This is a genomic window from Bradyrhizobium sp. NAS80.1, from assembly GCF_001908205.1.
Classification (GTDB): Bacteria; Pseudomonadota; Alphaproteobacteria; order Rhizobiales; family Xanthobacteraceae; genus Bradyrhizobium.
The window spans coordinates 34,791-49,433 of the sequence record NZ_LGHL01000059.1 but is presented as its reverse complement, the minus strand read 5'-3'; the positions used below and the strand labels follow the sequence as shown (position 1 = coordinate 49,433).

12 protein-coding genes and 1 pseudogene are annotated in these 14,643 nt (G+C 65.3%); 10 read left to right on the top strand and 3 right to left on the bottom strand.

The genetic code is table 11. The annotated features are described in order from the left end of the window. Window positions 1-220: 220 nt before the first annotated feature. On the bottom strand, window positions 221-991 hold the full coding sequence (locus AC629_RS15345) for an enoyl-CoA hydratase (RefSeq protein ID WP_084805544.1): 771 nt from the start codon (window positions 989-991) through the stop codon (window positions 221-223). Window positions 992-1,146: 155 nt separating this feature from the next. Here AC629_RS15345 and AC629_RS15340 point away from each other — a divergent pair, with 155 nt between their 5' ends. Beyond that, window positions 1,147-1,680 (top strand): PaaI family thioesterase, encoded by a 534-nt coding sequence (locus AC629_RS15340; RefSeq protein WP_084805543.1) that lies wholly within the window; start codon window positions 1,147-1,149, stop codon window positions 1,678-1,680. A 64-nt stretch (window positions 1,681-1,744) separates the two neighbouring features. Further along, window positions 1,745-2,365 (top strand): TetR/AcrR family transcriptional regulator, encoded by a 621-nt coding sequence (locus tag AC629_RS15335; protein ID WP_084805542.1) that lies wholly within the window; start codon window positions 1,745-1,747, stop codon window positions 2,363-2,365. A 117-nt stretch (window positions 2,366-2,482) separates the two neighbouring features. Here the strand turns inward: AC629_RS15335 and AC629_RS15330 are convergent, their stop codons facing one another. Further along, complete coding sequence (locus AC629_RS15330; protein ID WP_084805541.1) at window positions 2,483-3,391, bottom strand: LysR family transcriptional regulator; 909 nt, start codon at window positions 3,389-3,391, stop codon at window positions 2,483-2,485. A 100-nt stretch (window positions 3,392-3,491) separates the two neighbouring features. On the opposite strand from AC629_RS15330, the gene AC629_RS15325 reads away from it, so the two are divergent. The 8 genes and pseudogenes from AC629_RS15325 to AC629_RS15290 all read left to right on the top strand — a co-directional run bounded on the left by AC629_RS15325 (window position 3,492) and on the right by AC629_RS15290 (window position 13,376). Next, entirely contained in the window at window positions 3,492-4,988 is a 1,497-nt protein-coding gene (locus AC629_RS15325) for a CoA-acylating methylmalonate-semialdehyde dehydrogenase (protein ID WP_084805540.1), read from the top strand. A 161-nt stretch (window positions 4,989-5,149) separates the two neighbouring features. Beyond that, window positions 5,150-6,295 (top strand): isobutyryl-CoA dehydrogenase, encoded by a 1,146-nt coding sequence (locus tag AC629_RS15320; protein ID WP_084805539.1) that lies wholly within the window; start codon window positions 5,150-5,152, stop codon window positions 6,293-6,295. Continuing rightward, entirely contained in the window at window positions 6,292-7,359 is a 1,068-nt protein-coding gene (locus AC629_RS15315; protein WP_084805538.1) for an enoyl-CoA hydratase/isomerase family protein, read from the top strand. The genes AC629_RS15320 and AC629_RS15315 overlap by 4 nt, the downstream gene beginning before the upstream one ends. Before the next feature lie 13 nt (window positions 7,360-7,372). Next, window positions 7,373-8,272, top strand: a pseudogene (gene mmsB / locus AC629_RS15310) (3-hydroxyisobutyrate dehydrogenase); the annotation flags it as partial. Between the two features lie 171 nt (window positions 8,273-8,443). Further along, window positions 8,444-10,159, top strand: coding sequence for an AMP-binding protein (locus tag AC629_RS15305; RefSeq protein WP_084805537.1), 1,716 nt, complete (start codon window positions 8,444-8,446; stop codon window positions 10,157-10,159). Between the two features lie 154 nt (window positions 10,160-10,313). After that, window positions 10,314-10,790: a MaoC family dehydratase gene (locus tag AC629_RS15300; protein ID WP_084805536.1), complete on the top strand. Its 477-nt coding sequence runs from the start codon at window positions 10,314-10,316 to the stop codon at window positions 10,788-10,790. 282 nt (window positions 10,791-11,072) lie between these two features. Then, complete coding sequence (locus AC629_RS15295; RefSeq protein ID WP_084805535.1) at window positions 11,073-11,990, top strand: SDR family NAD(P)-dependent oxidoreductase; 918 nt, start codon at window positions 11,073-11,075, stop codon at window positions 11,988-11,990. Window positions 11,991-12,146: 156 nt separating this feature from the next. Continuing rightward, window positions 12,147-13,376, top strand: a complete 1,230-nt coding sequence (locus AC629_RS15290) for a BaiN/RdsA family NAD(P)/FAD-dependent oxidoreductase (RefSeq protein ID WP_084805534.1) — start codon at window positions 12,147-12,149, stop codon at window positions 13,374-13,376. A gap of 88 nt (window positions 13,377-13,464) precedes the next feature. Here AC629_RS15290 and AC629_RS15285 read toward each other — a convergent pair whose 3' ends face one another. Further along, complete coding sequence (locus tag AC629_RS15285; RefSeq protein WP_084805533.1) at window positions 13,465-14,544, bottom strand: D-TA family PLP-dependent enzyme; 1,080 nt, start codon at window positions 14,542-14,544, stop codon at window positions 13,465-13,467. Window positions 14,545-14,643 lie beyond the last annotated feature (99 nt).

The window sequence follows — 14,643 nt, the reverse complement described above, 5'->3', positions numbered from 1 at the left end:
ATTACCGACACCTCACTCCAGGGCATGGACGGCCTCCCAAATCGACCAATCCAGCCCATGTTGATGTGTCAGCTATGTCTCCGAACACCCGTCAGTGATCTGTTCGGGCTAAACAGAAGCGGGCGATCCAGTACTCCGAGACGGTTATGATGAATCGAGGGGCCGCGGCGTACTGGATGCCCCGCTTTCGCGGGGCATGACACCGTCTTTGGCGGCCGCCCTACCGCTTCCTGTTCACGAACGCCTGCATCAGCCGCGTCGGTTCGTCCGTCAGGAACGACTCGCCGAATACCTTGACGCTGAGATTGACCGACTCCGTGAGCGGCAGTTCCTCCCATTGCCGCAGCAGCGCCTTCTGCGACCGCAGCGCTTCGGGGCCGCATTCGAGCAGAGCCTTCACGGTGTGCTCGACCTCGGCATCCAGGCCGCTGGCTGCCGCGACCTTGTCGACCAATCCCCAGGCCAGTGCCGTCGGCGCATCGATGTTTTCGGCGGTCATCACCAGCCAGCGCGCGCGGGCCCAGCCGATCAGGCGTGGCAGCAGGGCGGCGTGGATCACCGAGGGGATGCCGACGCGAACCTCCGGCATGCCGAAATGCGCATCATGCGCGGCGATCCGGAAGTCGCAGGCCGCCGCCACCTCGAGCCCGCCGCCGAGGCACCAGCCGGGCATGCGCGCAATGACGGGGGCCGGGAAGGCTCGCACGGCCTCGCAGAGATCGCGCAGACGGCTGATGAAGGCTTCGGCCGACTTCTGGTCGAGCTTCACCATCTCCTTGATGTCGGCGCCGCCGATCATGCTTTTCTCGCTCTGGCCGCGCAGCACCACGACGCGGATGCTGCGGTCGGTGGCAAGCTGTTGCAGGCCTTCGCGGACCGCGTCGGTCACGGGCGAGCCCAAGATATTCAGCGAGCCGGCGTTGCAAATCGCGACATGAACGACGCCGCGCGCATCGCGCGTCACGCCGCAGTGGTTGTTGAGCATTTCCATCGTGGCATCTCGAAGGTTTCGTGGACATGCGCAGTGGCGCGCCGGTCGGGACCACTTCCGGGCCGAAAAGCCGGACTTGTCAAGCGGGTGGGAGGCGGAGTTGCCAGTGCGAAGTCCGTGACATAGTATGACATGCATCATACAAAGAGGCCGTCATGACCCAACCCGATCAACTCGACCTGTTTTCACCTGCGCACCGGCGCGAGCGCGTGGTGGATTGGCTGGCGCCTGCGCCGGTTGCGAAAGTGGCCATGGGCTTGTCCGGCATGGACGCCATGCTCGGCATTCGCGACGGCCGGCTGCCGCCGCCACCCTTCGCAAAACTGATCGGCTTCGTCATGGCCGTGGTGGAGCCGGGCCGGATCGTGATGGAGCTGGAGCCGCGCGAGGATCTCGAAAATACCATCGGCCTGCTGCACGGGGCGACAGCCGCGGCGCTGATCGACACCGCCATGGGCTGCGCGATCTCGACCCGGTTGGAGGCGGGGCAATCGTCCGTGACCCTCGACCTGAAAATGACCTTCTTGCGCCCGCTCTCGGTCCGGTCCGGGCTGATCTCGGCCGAAGGTAAGATCATCAAGCTGGGGCGCCAGACCAGCTACACCGAGGGTTTCGTGCGCGACGGCAAGGGCGCGCTGGCGGTGCATGCAACTGCAACCTTTTCCATGATCGGCAATAACTTAACATGAATTAATGCTCCGTCCCGGCTGTTTCTGTGGTATAGGATGATCTCCGACATTCAATGAGACGCGCATGCGCTATTCCCGGGAACACAAGCAGGAAACCCACGACCGCATCGTGAAGAAGGCCTCGGTGCGGCTGCGTGAAAAGGGTGCCCACGGCATCGGCGTCGCCGACCTCATGAAGGAGGCCGGCCTGACCCATGGCGGCTTCTACGCGCATTTCGACTCCCGCGAGGCGCTGGTGATCGAGGCCTTTGCCTATGCCATGGACCGCTCGATGGAGCACTGGCGCAAGCAGTCGGACCAGGTCGCGCCCGAGAAGCAACTCACCCAGATCGTCGAGACCTATCTCTCGGCGTTGCATCGGGACAATCCCGGTCATGGCTGCTCGATCCCAGCGCTCGGCGCCGAAATCGCCCGCGAGAGCCCGAAGACGCGAAAGGCCTTTGCCGGCAAGCTCGACGAGATGGTCGAGATGATGACCGATTTCATTCCGAACCTGCCTCGCAAGGCCGCGCGCAAGCAGGCGATCGCGACGCTGGCCACGATGGCCGGCACCATGCTGCTGGCGCGCATCGCCGGCTCCAGCGAACTGTCGGATGAGGTGCTGAAGGCGGGCAGGGACAGCGCGCTCGATGGCGCGCGGCGCGAGCCGGCCAAGCCTGCGGCAACGAAGAAGCCGAAGCAGTAGGGCCAGATGCCGTAGGGTGGGCAAAGGCGCGTCAGCGCCGTGCCCACCATCTGGCCACGACTGCGATCGATGTGGTGGGCACGCTTCGCTTTGCCCACTCTACGAGAAACTGCGAATTCATCTTCCCGCAAACAGCGCCCGCTCGCGCTCCACGATCTCGCTGATGTAATCCGCCACGGCCCTGATCCGCGCGAGATCCTTGCTGTCGGCGTGCATTAGCATCCAGAACGTCCGCGTGATCGACACTTCCTCCGGCAGCACCGGAACGAGCTGCGGGTAGTCGCTCGCCATGAAGTGCGGCAGCACCGCGATGCCGAAACCCGCGAGTGTGGCGTTGAGCTGCGCGATCAAATTGGCGCTACGCAAGCGCGCGGAAATCCGCGGCGACACTTGCGGCAGATAGTCGAGCTCCGGCGTGAACAGCAGCTCCTCGATGTAACCGACGAAGCGATGTTGCGGCAGGTCCTGCCGCGAGGCAATCTTCGGGAAGCGATCCAGATACGCCGGCGCGGCATAGAGCCCGAGGCGGTAGTCGAGCAGCTTGCGGCCGACGATGCGGCCTTCCTTCGGCATGGTCAGGCTGATCGCGATATCCGCCTCGCGCTTGGAGAGGCTGAACAGCCGCGCGGTGGCCACAAGTTGCAGATCGAGATCGGGATAGCGGTCGGCGAAGGGGGCCAGCCGCGGCGCCAGGAAGGCGGTACCGAAGCCGTCAGGCGCGCCGATCCGTACTGTGCCGGTAAGTCGCGCCACCGAGCCGCCGACCTGCTCCTGGTTGGCGACGATGGTCGATTCCATCGCCTCCGCGCTGTCGGCGACGCGCTGGCCGGCCTCGGTGAGGAGGTAGCCGGTCTTGCGCCGGTCAAACAGCTTTGCAGAGAGATGCTTCTCCAGCCGGTCAACGCGGCGGATCACGGTCGCATGGTCGACACCGAGCTGTTTTGCCGCAGCCGATACCGAGCCGCCCCGCACGATGGCCAGCACGAAGCGAAAGTCGTCCCAGTCGATGCTACCTTGATCCAGCATTTTCGCACATCTATGGTGCAATATCTCAGACTTGAATCCTATAAAATGCAGGTCAATAGGATTTGTCAAAGTGATCTAACCTGTTTCGTGGGAGGACTTCATGCGCGCAGTCGGACATTTCATCGGTGGCAAGGAAGTAAAGGGCACGTCGGGCCGTACCGCCGACGTCTTCGAGCCGATGACTGGTGACGTCCAGGCCAAGGTGGCGCTGGCCTCCAAGGCCGAGGTCCGTGCGGCTGTCGAGAACGCCCGCGCCGCGCAGCCCGAATGGGCCGCGACCAACCCGCAGCGTCGCGCCCGCGTCATGACGAAATTCGTCGAGTTGGTTCAGCGCGACTATGACAAGCTCGCCGAGCTGCTTGCGCGAGAGCACGGCAAGACCGTTCCCGACGCCAAGGGCGACATCCAGCGCGGCCTCGAGGTCGCGGAATTCGCCTGCGGCATCCCGCATTTGATGAAGGGCGAGTTCACCGAGGGTGCCGGCCCCGGCATCGACATTTACTCTATGCGCCAGCCGCTCGGTGTCGTCGCCGGCATCACGCCGTTCAACTTCCCGGCCATGATCCCGATGTGGAAGTTCGCCCCCGCGATCGCCTGCGGCAACGCCTTCATCCTCAAGCCGTCAGAGCGCGACCCTGGCGTGCCGATGAAGCTCGCCGAATTGATGATCGAGGCGGGCCTGCCGGCGGGCATCCTCAACGTGGTCAACGGCGACAAGGAAGCGGTCGACGCCATCCTCGACGATCCCGATATCAAGGCCGTCGGCTTCGTCGGCTCCACGCCGATCGCGCAGTACATCTATGAGCGCGCCGCCCAGACCGGCAAGCGCTGCCAGTGCTTCGGCGGCGCCAAGAACCACGCCATCATCATGCCCGATGCCGACATGGACCAGGCGGTCGATGCGCTGATCGGCGCGGGCTACGGTTCTGCCGGCGAGCGCTGCATGGCCGTCTCGGTCGCCGTTCCCGTCGGCAAGACCACCGCGGATCGTCTGATGGACAAGCTGATCCCGCGCGTCGAGAGCCTGAAGATCGGCACCTCGATCGATCCGTCGGCCGATTACGGTCCGCTGGTCACGCGCGAGGCGGTCGAGAAGGTCAAGAGCTACATCGACATCGGCATCAAGGAAGGCGCAACCCTCGCCGTCGACGGCCGCGGCTTCAAGATGCAGGGCTACGAGAAGGGCTTCTATCTCGGCGGTTCGCTGTTCGACAACGTCACCAAGGACATGCGGATCTACAAGGAAGAGATCTTCGGCCCGGTGCTCTCGGTGGTGCGCGCGCACGACTACAAGGAAGCGCTGGCGCTGCCGTCGGATCATGACTACGGCAACGGCGTTGCCATCTTCACGCGCGACGGCGACGCCGCGCGCGATTTTGCGGCCAAGGTCAATGTCGGCATGGTCGGCATCAACGTGCCGATCCCGGTGCCGATCGCCTATTACACCTTCGGCGGCTGGAAGAAGTCGGGCTTCGGCGATCTCAACCAGCACGGCCCGGACTCGGTCCGCTTCTACACCAAGACCAAGACGGTGACCTCGCGCTGGCCGTCCGGCGTCAAGGAAGGCGCGGAGTTCTCGATCCCGACGATGAAGTAGGGCTGTCGCCCAACCCGTCATTGCGAGGAGCGTAGCGACGAAGCAATCCAGTCTTTCGCGGAGACGGTCTGGATTGCTTCGCGGAGCCTGTCATCGGGCCGCGCTTCGCGCGGACCCGGTGGCTCGCAATGACGGCGGGGCAAGAAGGGTAAGCGGCAACGATGCAGTTCGCTCTGAACGAGGACCAGATCGCGGTTCGCGACATGGCGTTGGCGTTTGCGGCGGAGAAGATCGCGCCGCACGCGCTGCGCTGGGACGAGGAGAAGCATTTCCCCGTCGATGTGATGCGCGAGGCCGCCGCGCTCGGCATGGGCGGCATCTACATCCGCGACGATGTCGGTGGCTCCGCGATGACGCGGTTCGACGCGGCGCTGATCTTCGAGGCGCTGGCGACGGGTTGCCCGACCACCTCGGCCTTCATCTCCATCCACAACATGGCGTCCTGGATGATCGATGCCTTCGGCAGCGACACCCAGCGCCACAAATGGCTGCCAAAACTCTGCTCGATGGAGCTGATCGCGAGCTACTGCCTGACCGAGCCGGGCGCCGGCTCCGATGCGGCAGCACTGCGCACCCACGCGGTGCGCGATGGTGATCATTACATTCTCAACGGCCAGAAGCAGTTCATCTCGGGCGCCGGCGGAACTGATCTCCTGGTCGCAATGGTGCGGACCGGCGGCGACGGCCCCGGCGGCATTTCGACGCTCGTGATCGACGGCAAGACGCCTGGCGTGTCCTTCGGCGCCAATGAGCGCAAGATGGGCTGGAATGCACAGCCGACCCGCGCTGTGATCTTCGAGAACGCCCGCGTGCCGGTTGCCAACCGGCTGAGCGAGGAGGGCGTCGGCTTCAAGATCGCGATGGCCGGTCTCGACGGTGGCCGCCTCAACATCACGGCTTGCTCGCTCGGCGGCGCACAGACCGCGCTCGACAAGGCGCGCGCCTACATGAAGGAGCGCAAGGCCTTCGGCAAACGCCTCGACGAATTCCAGGCGCTGCAGTTCCGCCTTGCCGACATGGCGATCGAGCTCGAGGCCGCGCGCACCTTCTTGTGGCGGGCGGCTGCTGCGCTCGACCGGAAAGACCCTGACGCCACCATGCTGTGCGCGATGGCAAAACGCTTCGGCACCGATGTCGGCTTCGAGGTTGCCAATCATGCGCTGCAGCTTCACGGCGGCTACGGCTACCTCAGCGAATACGGCATCGAGAAGATTGTGCGCGATTTGCGCGTGCACCAGATCCTCGAAGGCACCAATGAAATCATGCGGCTCATCGTGGCCCGCAAACTGATCGAGGGCGCGCGATGAATGTAGTGGAGGAGGGCGATCTCATCGTTCGCCGCGAGGGTGCGGCGGGCGTGATCCGCCTCAACCGTCCCAAGGCGATCAACGCCATGACGTTGGAGATGTCCATCGGTATCGACGCGGCGCTGGACCGGTTCGAAACCGATCCCGACGTCGCCGTGATCGTGCTGGAGGGCGCCGGCGAGCGGGGGCTCTGTGCCGGCGGCGACATCCGCGGCCTCTGGGAGAGCTCGCGCGAGGGCGGCGATCTCGGCGCGCGGTTCTGGCGCCAGGAATACATCATGAATGCGCGGATCGCGAAGTATCCGAAGCCCTATGTCGCATTCATGGACGGCCTCGTGATGGGCGGCGGCGTCGGGCTATCAGGCCATGCCAGCCATCGCGTCGTCACCGATCGCACCAAGCTCGCAATGCCCGAGGTCGGGCTCGGCTTCTTCCCCGATGTCGGCGGCACCTGGCTGTTGTCGCGCTCGCCCGGCGAGATCGGCACCTATTTCGGGCTGACCGGCCAGATCATGAACGGCCCCGACGCGATCCACGCGAAATTCGCTGACGCCGTTGTGCCGGCCGCCAAATGGCCGGAGCTGCGCGAGGCATTGACCAAGGTTCGTCCGGGCGTAACCGCAGCCGACGTCAGCAAGCTCATCAACGGTTTTGCGACCGGTGAGACCGCTGGGCCGGTCGCCGCGAAAGAGCCGATAATCGACGCACTGTTCGGCTTTGACCGGATGGAAGACATCTTCGCCGCGCTCAAGCGCGACGGCTCCGAGTTTGCGCTAGGCACGTTGAAGACGCTCAATGAGAAGTCGCCACGCGGCATGGTGGTGACACTGAAGCTTTTGCGGCTCGCGCGCACCGCGTCGAGCCTGGAGGAGTGCCTGGTGCGCGAGTATCGTGCCGCGCTGGAAGTCTTCCGCAGCGACGATTTCCGCGAGGGCGTGCGCGCCGCCGTCATCGACAAGGACCGCAATCCGACCTGGTCGCCGCCACGCATCGAGGATGTCACGCCGCAGATGCTGGCGCCGTATCTCGCCGAGATCGGCGCTGACGAGCTGAAGTTCAACTAACAACGCTACAGCGGAGGAAATGAAGATGGCCACGATCGCATTCATCGGTCTCGGCAACATGGGCGGCCCGATGGCCGCCAACCTGGTCAAGGCCGGCCATAAGGTGGTGGCGTTCGATCTCGTCGAAGCCTCCCGCAATCAGGCCAAGGCCGATGGCGCCAGCATTGCCGACAGCGCATCGGGCTCAGTGAAGGGCGCCGATGTCGTCGTCACCATGCTGCCGGCCGGCAAGCACGTGCTCGGCGTCTGGAACGAGATCGTTCCCGCCATGACCAAGGGCGCGCTGATCATCGACTCTTCCACCATTGACGTCGAGAGCGCGCGGCAGGCGCATGCGCTGGCCGCCAAGCACGGCGTGCTCTCGGTCGACGCGCCGGTCTCCGGCGGCACCGGCGGTGCCAAGGGCGCGACGCTCACCTTCATGTGCGGCGGCGAAGAGAACGCGTTTGCGGCGGCAAAGCCCGTGCTTGAGAAGATGGGCAAGAAGATCGTGCATTGCGGCGGCGCGGGCGCAGGCCAGGCGGCGAAGATCTGCAACAACATGATCCTCGGCATTTCCATGATTGCAGTCAGCGAGGCGTTTGCGCTCGGCGAGAAGCTCGGTCTCTCGCACCAGGCGCTGTTCGACGTGGCCTCGACCTCGTCGGGCCAGTGCTGGTCGCTGACCACATATTGCCCGGTTCCGGGCCCGGTGCCGACCTCGCCGGCCAACAACGACTACAAGCCGGGCTTCGCCTCGGCACTGATGGTGAAGGATCTGACGCTGGCGCAGGATGCCGCGAAGGCCGCTGGCGCGGCAACGCCGCTCGGCAAGCATGCGCAGGAGATCTATCAGTCCTTCGACGCAGCCGGCCAGGGCGGGGTGGATTTTTCCGGAATCATCAAGCACGTTCGCAGCCTCGCTGGAAAATAGCGGGGCTTTGCTCGCAGCCCGGATGGAGCCGACGGGTCGGCGCGAAGCGCCGCCCGATGGCAGGCTGCGCGAAATCCGGGACAGCTTCTGCCAATTGCGTAGCCGGGTCCCGGTTTGCGCTTTGCCCTCCATCCGCGCTACGCTCGAAGCTCAATTCGACGGGCTCGGACCATGACGACATTTCAGGAAGCGCGCGCGTTCCTTCTGCAACACCGCACGGACTACGAGGCAGCAGTCAAAGGCTTCCGCTGGCCCGATCCGGTTCCCTTCAACTGGGCGCTCGACTGGTTCGACGAGCTGGCGACGAACGCGAAGAGCAAGGACAGGCCCGCACTCTGGATCGTCGACGCCGCACAGGACGGGCAGACAAAGCTTTCCTTCGCGGCGCTGTCGCGGCGTTCCAACCAGGTCGCAAACTTCCTCCGCGCGCAGGGCCTGAAGCGCGGCGATCATCTCCTGCTGCTGCTCGGCAACGTGGTTCCGCTCTGGGAGACCATGTTAGCTGCGATAAAGCTCGGCGTCGTCGTGATTCCCGCGACCACGCTGCTGACGGCCGAGGAACTCCGCGACCGGCTCGATCGCGGCAAGGCGAAGGCGGTGGTGGCCGCCGAGGACCAGGTCCCGAAATTTGCGACGCTCGGCGCCGAAAAGCTCGTGCGGATCGTGGTCGGCGCAGTCTCCGATGGCTGGCTTGCCTATGACGAGGCGACGAAAGCGCCGGAGAGCTTTACGCCTGATGGCCCGACCAAGGCCGACGACCCGATGCTGCTCTATTTCACCTCGGGCACCACGGCGAAGCCGAAGCTGGTCCGGCACAGCCAGCGCAGCTATCCGGTCGGCCATCTCTCGACCATGTACTGGATCGGGCTGATGCCCGGCGACGTCCACCTCAACATCTCTTCGCCCGGCTGGGCCAAGCACGCCTGGAGCTGTTTCTTCGCGCCGTGGAATGCGGGCGCGACTGTGTTTGTGGTCAACCAGCCGCGCTTCGACGCAAAGGGCCTGCTCGCCATCATCGGCCGCTGCGGCGTCACCACGCTGTGTGCGCCGCCGACGGTGTGGCGGCTGTTCATCCAGGAGAATCTTGCGTCGTTCAAGGTCGCACTGCGCGAGGTGTGCGGCGCCGGCGAGCCGCTCAATCCGGAGATAATCGACCAGGTGCAGGCCGCCTGGGGCCTCACCATCCGCGACGGCTACGGCCAGACCGAAACGACTGCGCTCGCTGGCAATTCGCCGGGGCAAAAGATCAAGGTTGGCTCGATGGGCCGGCCGCTGCCGGGCTTTCGCGTGCAGGTCAGCGATGCCGACGGCCATCCGGCGAAAGAAGGTGAGGTGGCGCTGGTGCTGGGCGCCGCCCGTCCGGCCGGCCTCATGCAGGGCTATCAGGGCGATGACGGCAAGCTTTCGGGTGCGGAGGGCGAGCTCTATCGCAGCGGTGACGTCGTCTTCGCGGACGAGGACGGCTATCTCACCTTCGTCGGCCGTTCCGACGACGTCTTCAAATCCTCCGACTATCGCATCAGCCCGTTCGAGCTGGAGAGCGTGCTGCTCGAGCATGAACTGGTCGCCGAAGCCGCCGTGGTGCCGAGCCCGGATCCGATCCGCCTCGCCATCCCCAAGGCCTTCGTGCTGCTGACGTCGGGCGCGGAGCGGACGCCGGAGACGGCGCTCTCCATCTTCAAGCACCTGCACACGCGTCTTGCTCCGTTCAAGCGCATCCGCCGCCTCGAAATCGTCACCGAGCTGCCGAAGACGATCTCGGGCAAGATCCGCCGCGTTCAGCTCAGACGGTTAGAGCGCGACGACGACCGCAACGATGCCCTGCGCGGTCGCGAATTCCGGGAAGAGGATTTTCCGGAGCTGTCGAAACCCAGGGGTGAGACCTGATCAAAGTACGCTCGTCATTCCGGGGCGCGCGGAGCGCGAGCCCGGAATCCATTGCGCAGCACACACCGCGGTGCGATGGATTCTCAGATGCGCAATTGCGCATCATAGTTCGATGCTGCGCATCGCCCCGGAATGACGGCACTAGGAGTTATCAATGAACGAAGTCTGGAAGAAGCCGCCGATTACGCTAGAGGCCTATCAGGCCATGGTCGGCAAGGAGATTGGCGTATCGTCGTGGCACCTGATCGATCAGCCCCGCATCGACACCTATGCCGACGTGATCGAGGATCACCAGTTCATCCACGTCGACCCCGAGCGTGCGAAGGAGACCGCCTTCGGCACCACCATCGCGCACGGATTCCTGACGATGTCGCTGCTGTCGATCATGTCCTACGAGGTGATGCCCGCGATTGCCGGCGCCACGATGGGTGTCAATTATGGTTTCGACAAGCTGCGCTTCATCTCGCCGGTGCGCTCGGGCAAGCGCGTCCGCGGCCGTTTCGTGCTGGCGGAAGCCAAACTGCGCAAGCCGAATGAGCTGCAGTCCCGCACCAATGTGACGGTGGAGATCGAAGGCGAGGACAAGCCAGCGCTGGTCGCGGAGTGGCTCGGCCTGATCTATTTCGCTTAAGTCGGGGCGTCATGGCCGGGCTTGACCCGGCCATCCATCGCTGCTCAAAAGCTGTCCAAATCTCTCGCGGAGCGCTCTTACCCTCTCCCCCTGTGGGAGAGGGTGGCTTCGCGGAACGCGAAGCCGGGTGAGGGGTCTCTCTCCACGATCTCGGCTGCCGCGAGATACCCCTCATCCGGCGCCGTAGCCGACGCTACGCGTCGGCGTTCTCTTAAGAACGGCGGCCGTAGGCCGCCTACGCCACCTTCTCCCACAAGGGGCGAAGGAAGAAAGGAAGCACTCATGGCAATCAGGTTCGACGGACGCGTCGCCATCGTCACCGGCGCGGGCAATGGTCTGGGGCGCGCGCATGCGCTGGGATTGGCGAGCCGCGGCGCCAAGGTCGTCGTCAACGATTTCGGCGGCGCGCGCGACGGCACCGGCGGCTCGCTGTCGCCGGCAGAAGCCGTGGTCGAGGAGATTCGCAAGGCTGGCGGCACCGCGATGGCCGATGGCGCCGATGTCTCGAATTTCGAGCAGGTCACCGCCATGGTCGAGCGCGCCACCAAGGAATGGGGCAGCGTCGACCTGATGTGCGCCAATGCCGGCATCCTGCGCGACAAGTCGTTCGGCAAGATGGAAGCCGCCGATTTCCAGAAGGTGCTCGACGTGCACCTCGTCGGCACCTTCTATTGCTGCAAGGCGGCCTGGGCCGGCATGCGTGACCGCAACTACGGCCGCATCGTGCTGACGACGTCGTCCTCCGGCCTCTACGGCAATTTTGGCCAGGCCAATTACGGCGCGGCGAAGTCCGGCATGGTCGGCCTGATGAACGTGCTCGCCGAGGAAGGCCGCAAGAACAACATCCGCGTCAACATCATCTCGCCGACGGCGGCGACCCGCATGACGGAAGAGCTGCTGCCGCCGCAGGCGCTGCAGCTGATGAAGCCGAACGCGATCACGCCCGCGGTCGAATACATGCTGAGCGAGGACGCGCCGACCCGCACCATCATGGGCGCAGGTGCCGGCTCCTTCGCGGTGATCAAGATTTTGGAGAGCGAGGGCATCAACCTGCCGGAGTCCGAGTGGACGCCGGACGCGGTCGCCGCGCATTTCGCCGAGATCAGCGACATGTCGAAGGCCAGGGCGTTGCAGGGCGCGTTCGAGCAGACGCAGAAATATGTGGCGCAGGCCGCGGCGAGGGCGGGCATCAAGCTCTAATCGCGCCGTCATTCCGGGGCGATGCGCAGCATCGAGCCCGGAATCCATCGTGCCACAGAATCCGCCGCCCAATGGATTCCGGGCTCGCGCCCAAGCGGGCGCGCCCCGGAATGACAGGCCTCTTTCTGGCGTGAGAATCTGGCCTAAACTCCCGCCATGACCACAACGGAAAACCATGTCGCCGTCATTGGCGCCGGTCCCGCCGGGCTCATGGCGGCGGAGGTGCTGGCACGGGGCGGCGCCCGTGTCACCGTGTACGACGCGATGCCGTCCGCCGGCCGAAAATTCCTGATGGCCGGCCGGGGCGGACTCAATCTCACCCACAGCGAGCCGCTGCCGCACTTCATGGCGCGCTATCGCGGGGCGGCACCAAAGCTGCAAGCGGCGATCGCCGCGTTTTCGCCGGACGCTTTGCGCGCGTGGAGCGAGGCGCTGGGCGAGCCGACCTTCATCGGCTCCAGCGGACGGGTGTTTCCGAAGGCATTCAAGGCCTCGCCGTTGCTGCGTGCCTGGCTGCGGCGGCTCGATGCCGCCGGCGTGCGGTTCGCGTTTCGTCATCGCTGGACCGGCTGGGATGAAGAGGGGCGGCTACAGTTTCAAACACGCGGCGGCGCGCCTGCCATCGCGGCCGACGCCACCGTGCTGGCGCTCGGCGGCGCAAGCTGGCCTCGCCTGGGCTCCGACGGCGGCTGGACGACCATTCTGGCTGACAAGGGCGTTTCGATCGCGCCGCTACGGCCCGCGAATTGCGGCTTCACCGTCGCCTGGTCGGATGTCTTCCGCGCGCGCTTTGAAGGCCAGCCGCTCAAGGGGATCGCGCTGACCTTTGGCCCGCACAGCCTGCGCGGCGAGGCCATCGTCACGCAGGCGGGCATCGAGGGCGGGGCGATCTATGCGCTCTCGGCCGAACTGCGCGAGGCGATTGCCGCGAAGGGCGAGGCGGTCCTGCACCTCGCCTTGCGCCCCGATGTCGGTCGCGCCGAGCTGGTCAGGCGGCTGTCGGCATCGCGCGGAAAGCAGTCGTTCTCGAACTTCCTGCGCAAGGCCGCGCAGCTTGCGCCAGTGGCCGTCGGCTTGTTGCAGGAAGCCAGGATCGGTGCGGGGCAATCGTTGTCGGCGATGCCGCCGGCGCAGTTGGCGGAGCTCATCAACGCTGTTCCGATCAAGCTCGCCGGCACAGCTCCCATCGCGCGCGCAATATCGAGCGCCGGCGGCGTTTCGTTCGATGAGACCGACGCTGACTTCATGATCCGCAAACTGCCTGGCGTGTTCGCCGCGGGCGAGATGCTGGACTGGGAGGCGCCGACCGGCGGCTACCTGCTCCAGGCCTCGTTTGCGACCGGCGCCGCGGCGGGCAGGGGTGTGTTGAGGTGGCTCAACTTGTAGGATGGGTAGAGCGAAGCGAAACCCATCATTTCCAGCACCCGCCAAGTGCCGATGGGTTTCGCTTCGCTCTACCCATCCTACGAACCGCCTACCGCAGCTTCCCCCGCGCCGCGACCGGGAGCGTGCCGATGATCTCCTCGCCGCGCACCATCACCACCTCGTCCATCATGTTGACGACGACGCAGACGTGGTTCGGCACGATGCGGACGACGTCGCCGACATTGGGACGCGTGTTGCTGCGGGAGAGATCGAGGAAGCCGTGCTCCTCGGCGAAGCGGGCGATCTTGGCTTCGGGGTGCTCCAGGATCAGGCCGTGGCCGTCGAGCCCGCCGGTGTCCGACGTCAGCGTCTTCGAGCCGGCGTCGAGGATCCCGCGCTCGGGCGCGGCACGGCTGACCACCGTCGAATAGATGTGCAGCGCGCAGTCGTCCCAGCTGGCGACGCCGGCCGCAACCTGCATGCGGTCGTTGTAGATGTAAGTGCCGAAGCGATGCTCGGTACCACCGTTGAGCTTGCCGAGATTCTTCAGGTTCGGCGTGCCGCCGGTCGAGACGATCCTCGCGTCCAGCCCGTGCGCGCGCACGCCGGCCAGCGCCTCGTCATAGAACTTCTGCGCGTCGGCCCAGCCGGTCTCGGTCGGATACATCATGAAGCCGGCGAATTGCAGTCCCTTGGATGCGGCGATCTCGCGCGCCAGCGCAATCGCTTCGGCCGGCGTCTCGACGCCGGCACGCTTGCGGCCCGTGTCGCACTCGACCACGACCGAGAGCGGACGGCCCGACGCCGCAGCAGCCTTGGGCAGACCAGCGACGACGGTCGAGTTGTCGGCGGCGACCGTCATATTCGCCTTGGCCTGCAGCGCGCCGAGGCGGGCCATCTTCTCTTCGCCCAGCAGGTTGTAGCTGATCAGGATGTCGTCGATGCCGGCATTGGCCATGATCTCGGCCTCGCCGAGCTTCTGGCAGGTGATGCCTTTGGCGCCGCCTGCGATCTGCATCTTCGCGATCGTCGGGTTCTTGTGCGTCTTGATGTGCGGGCGGTTGGCGACACCGGCGTCATCGCAGGCCTTCTGGATTCGCGCGATGTTGCGCTCGACCTTGTCCATGTCGATGACGGCACAGGGCGTGCCGTATTCGCGCGCGATCTTTGCTGCGAGGGGAGTGGTCATGTGATCTCTCTGTTTTCGGCCCTGTAGGATGGGTAGAGCGAAGCGAAACCCATCAGAACCAATTCCCTTTGCGCGATGGGTCTCGCTGCGCTCTACCCA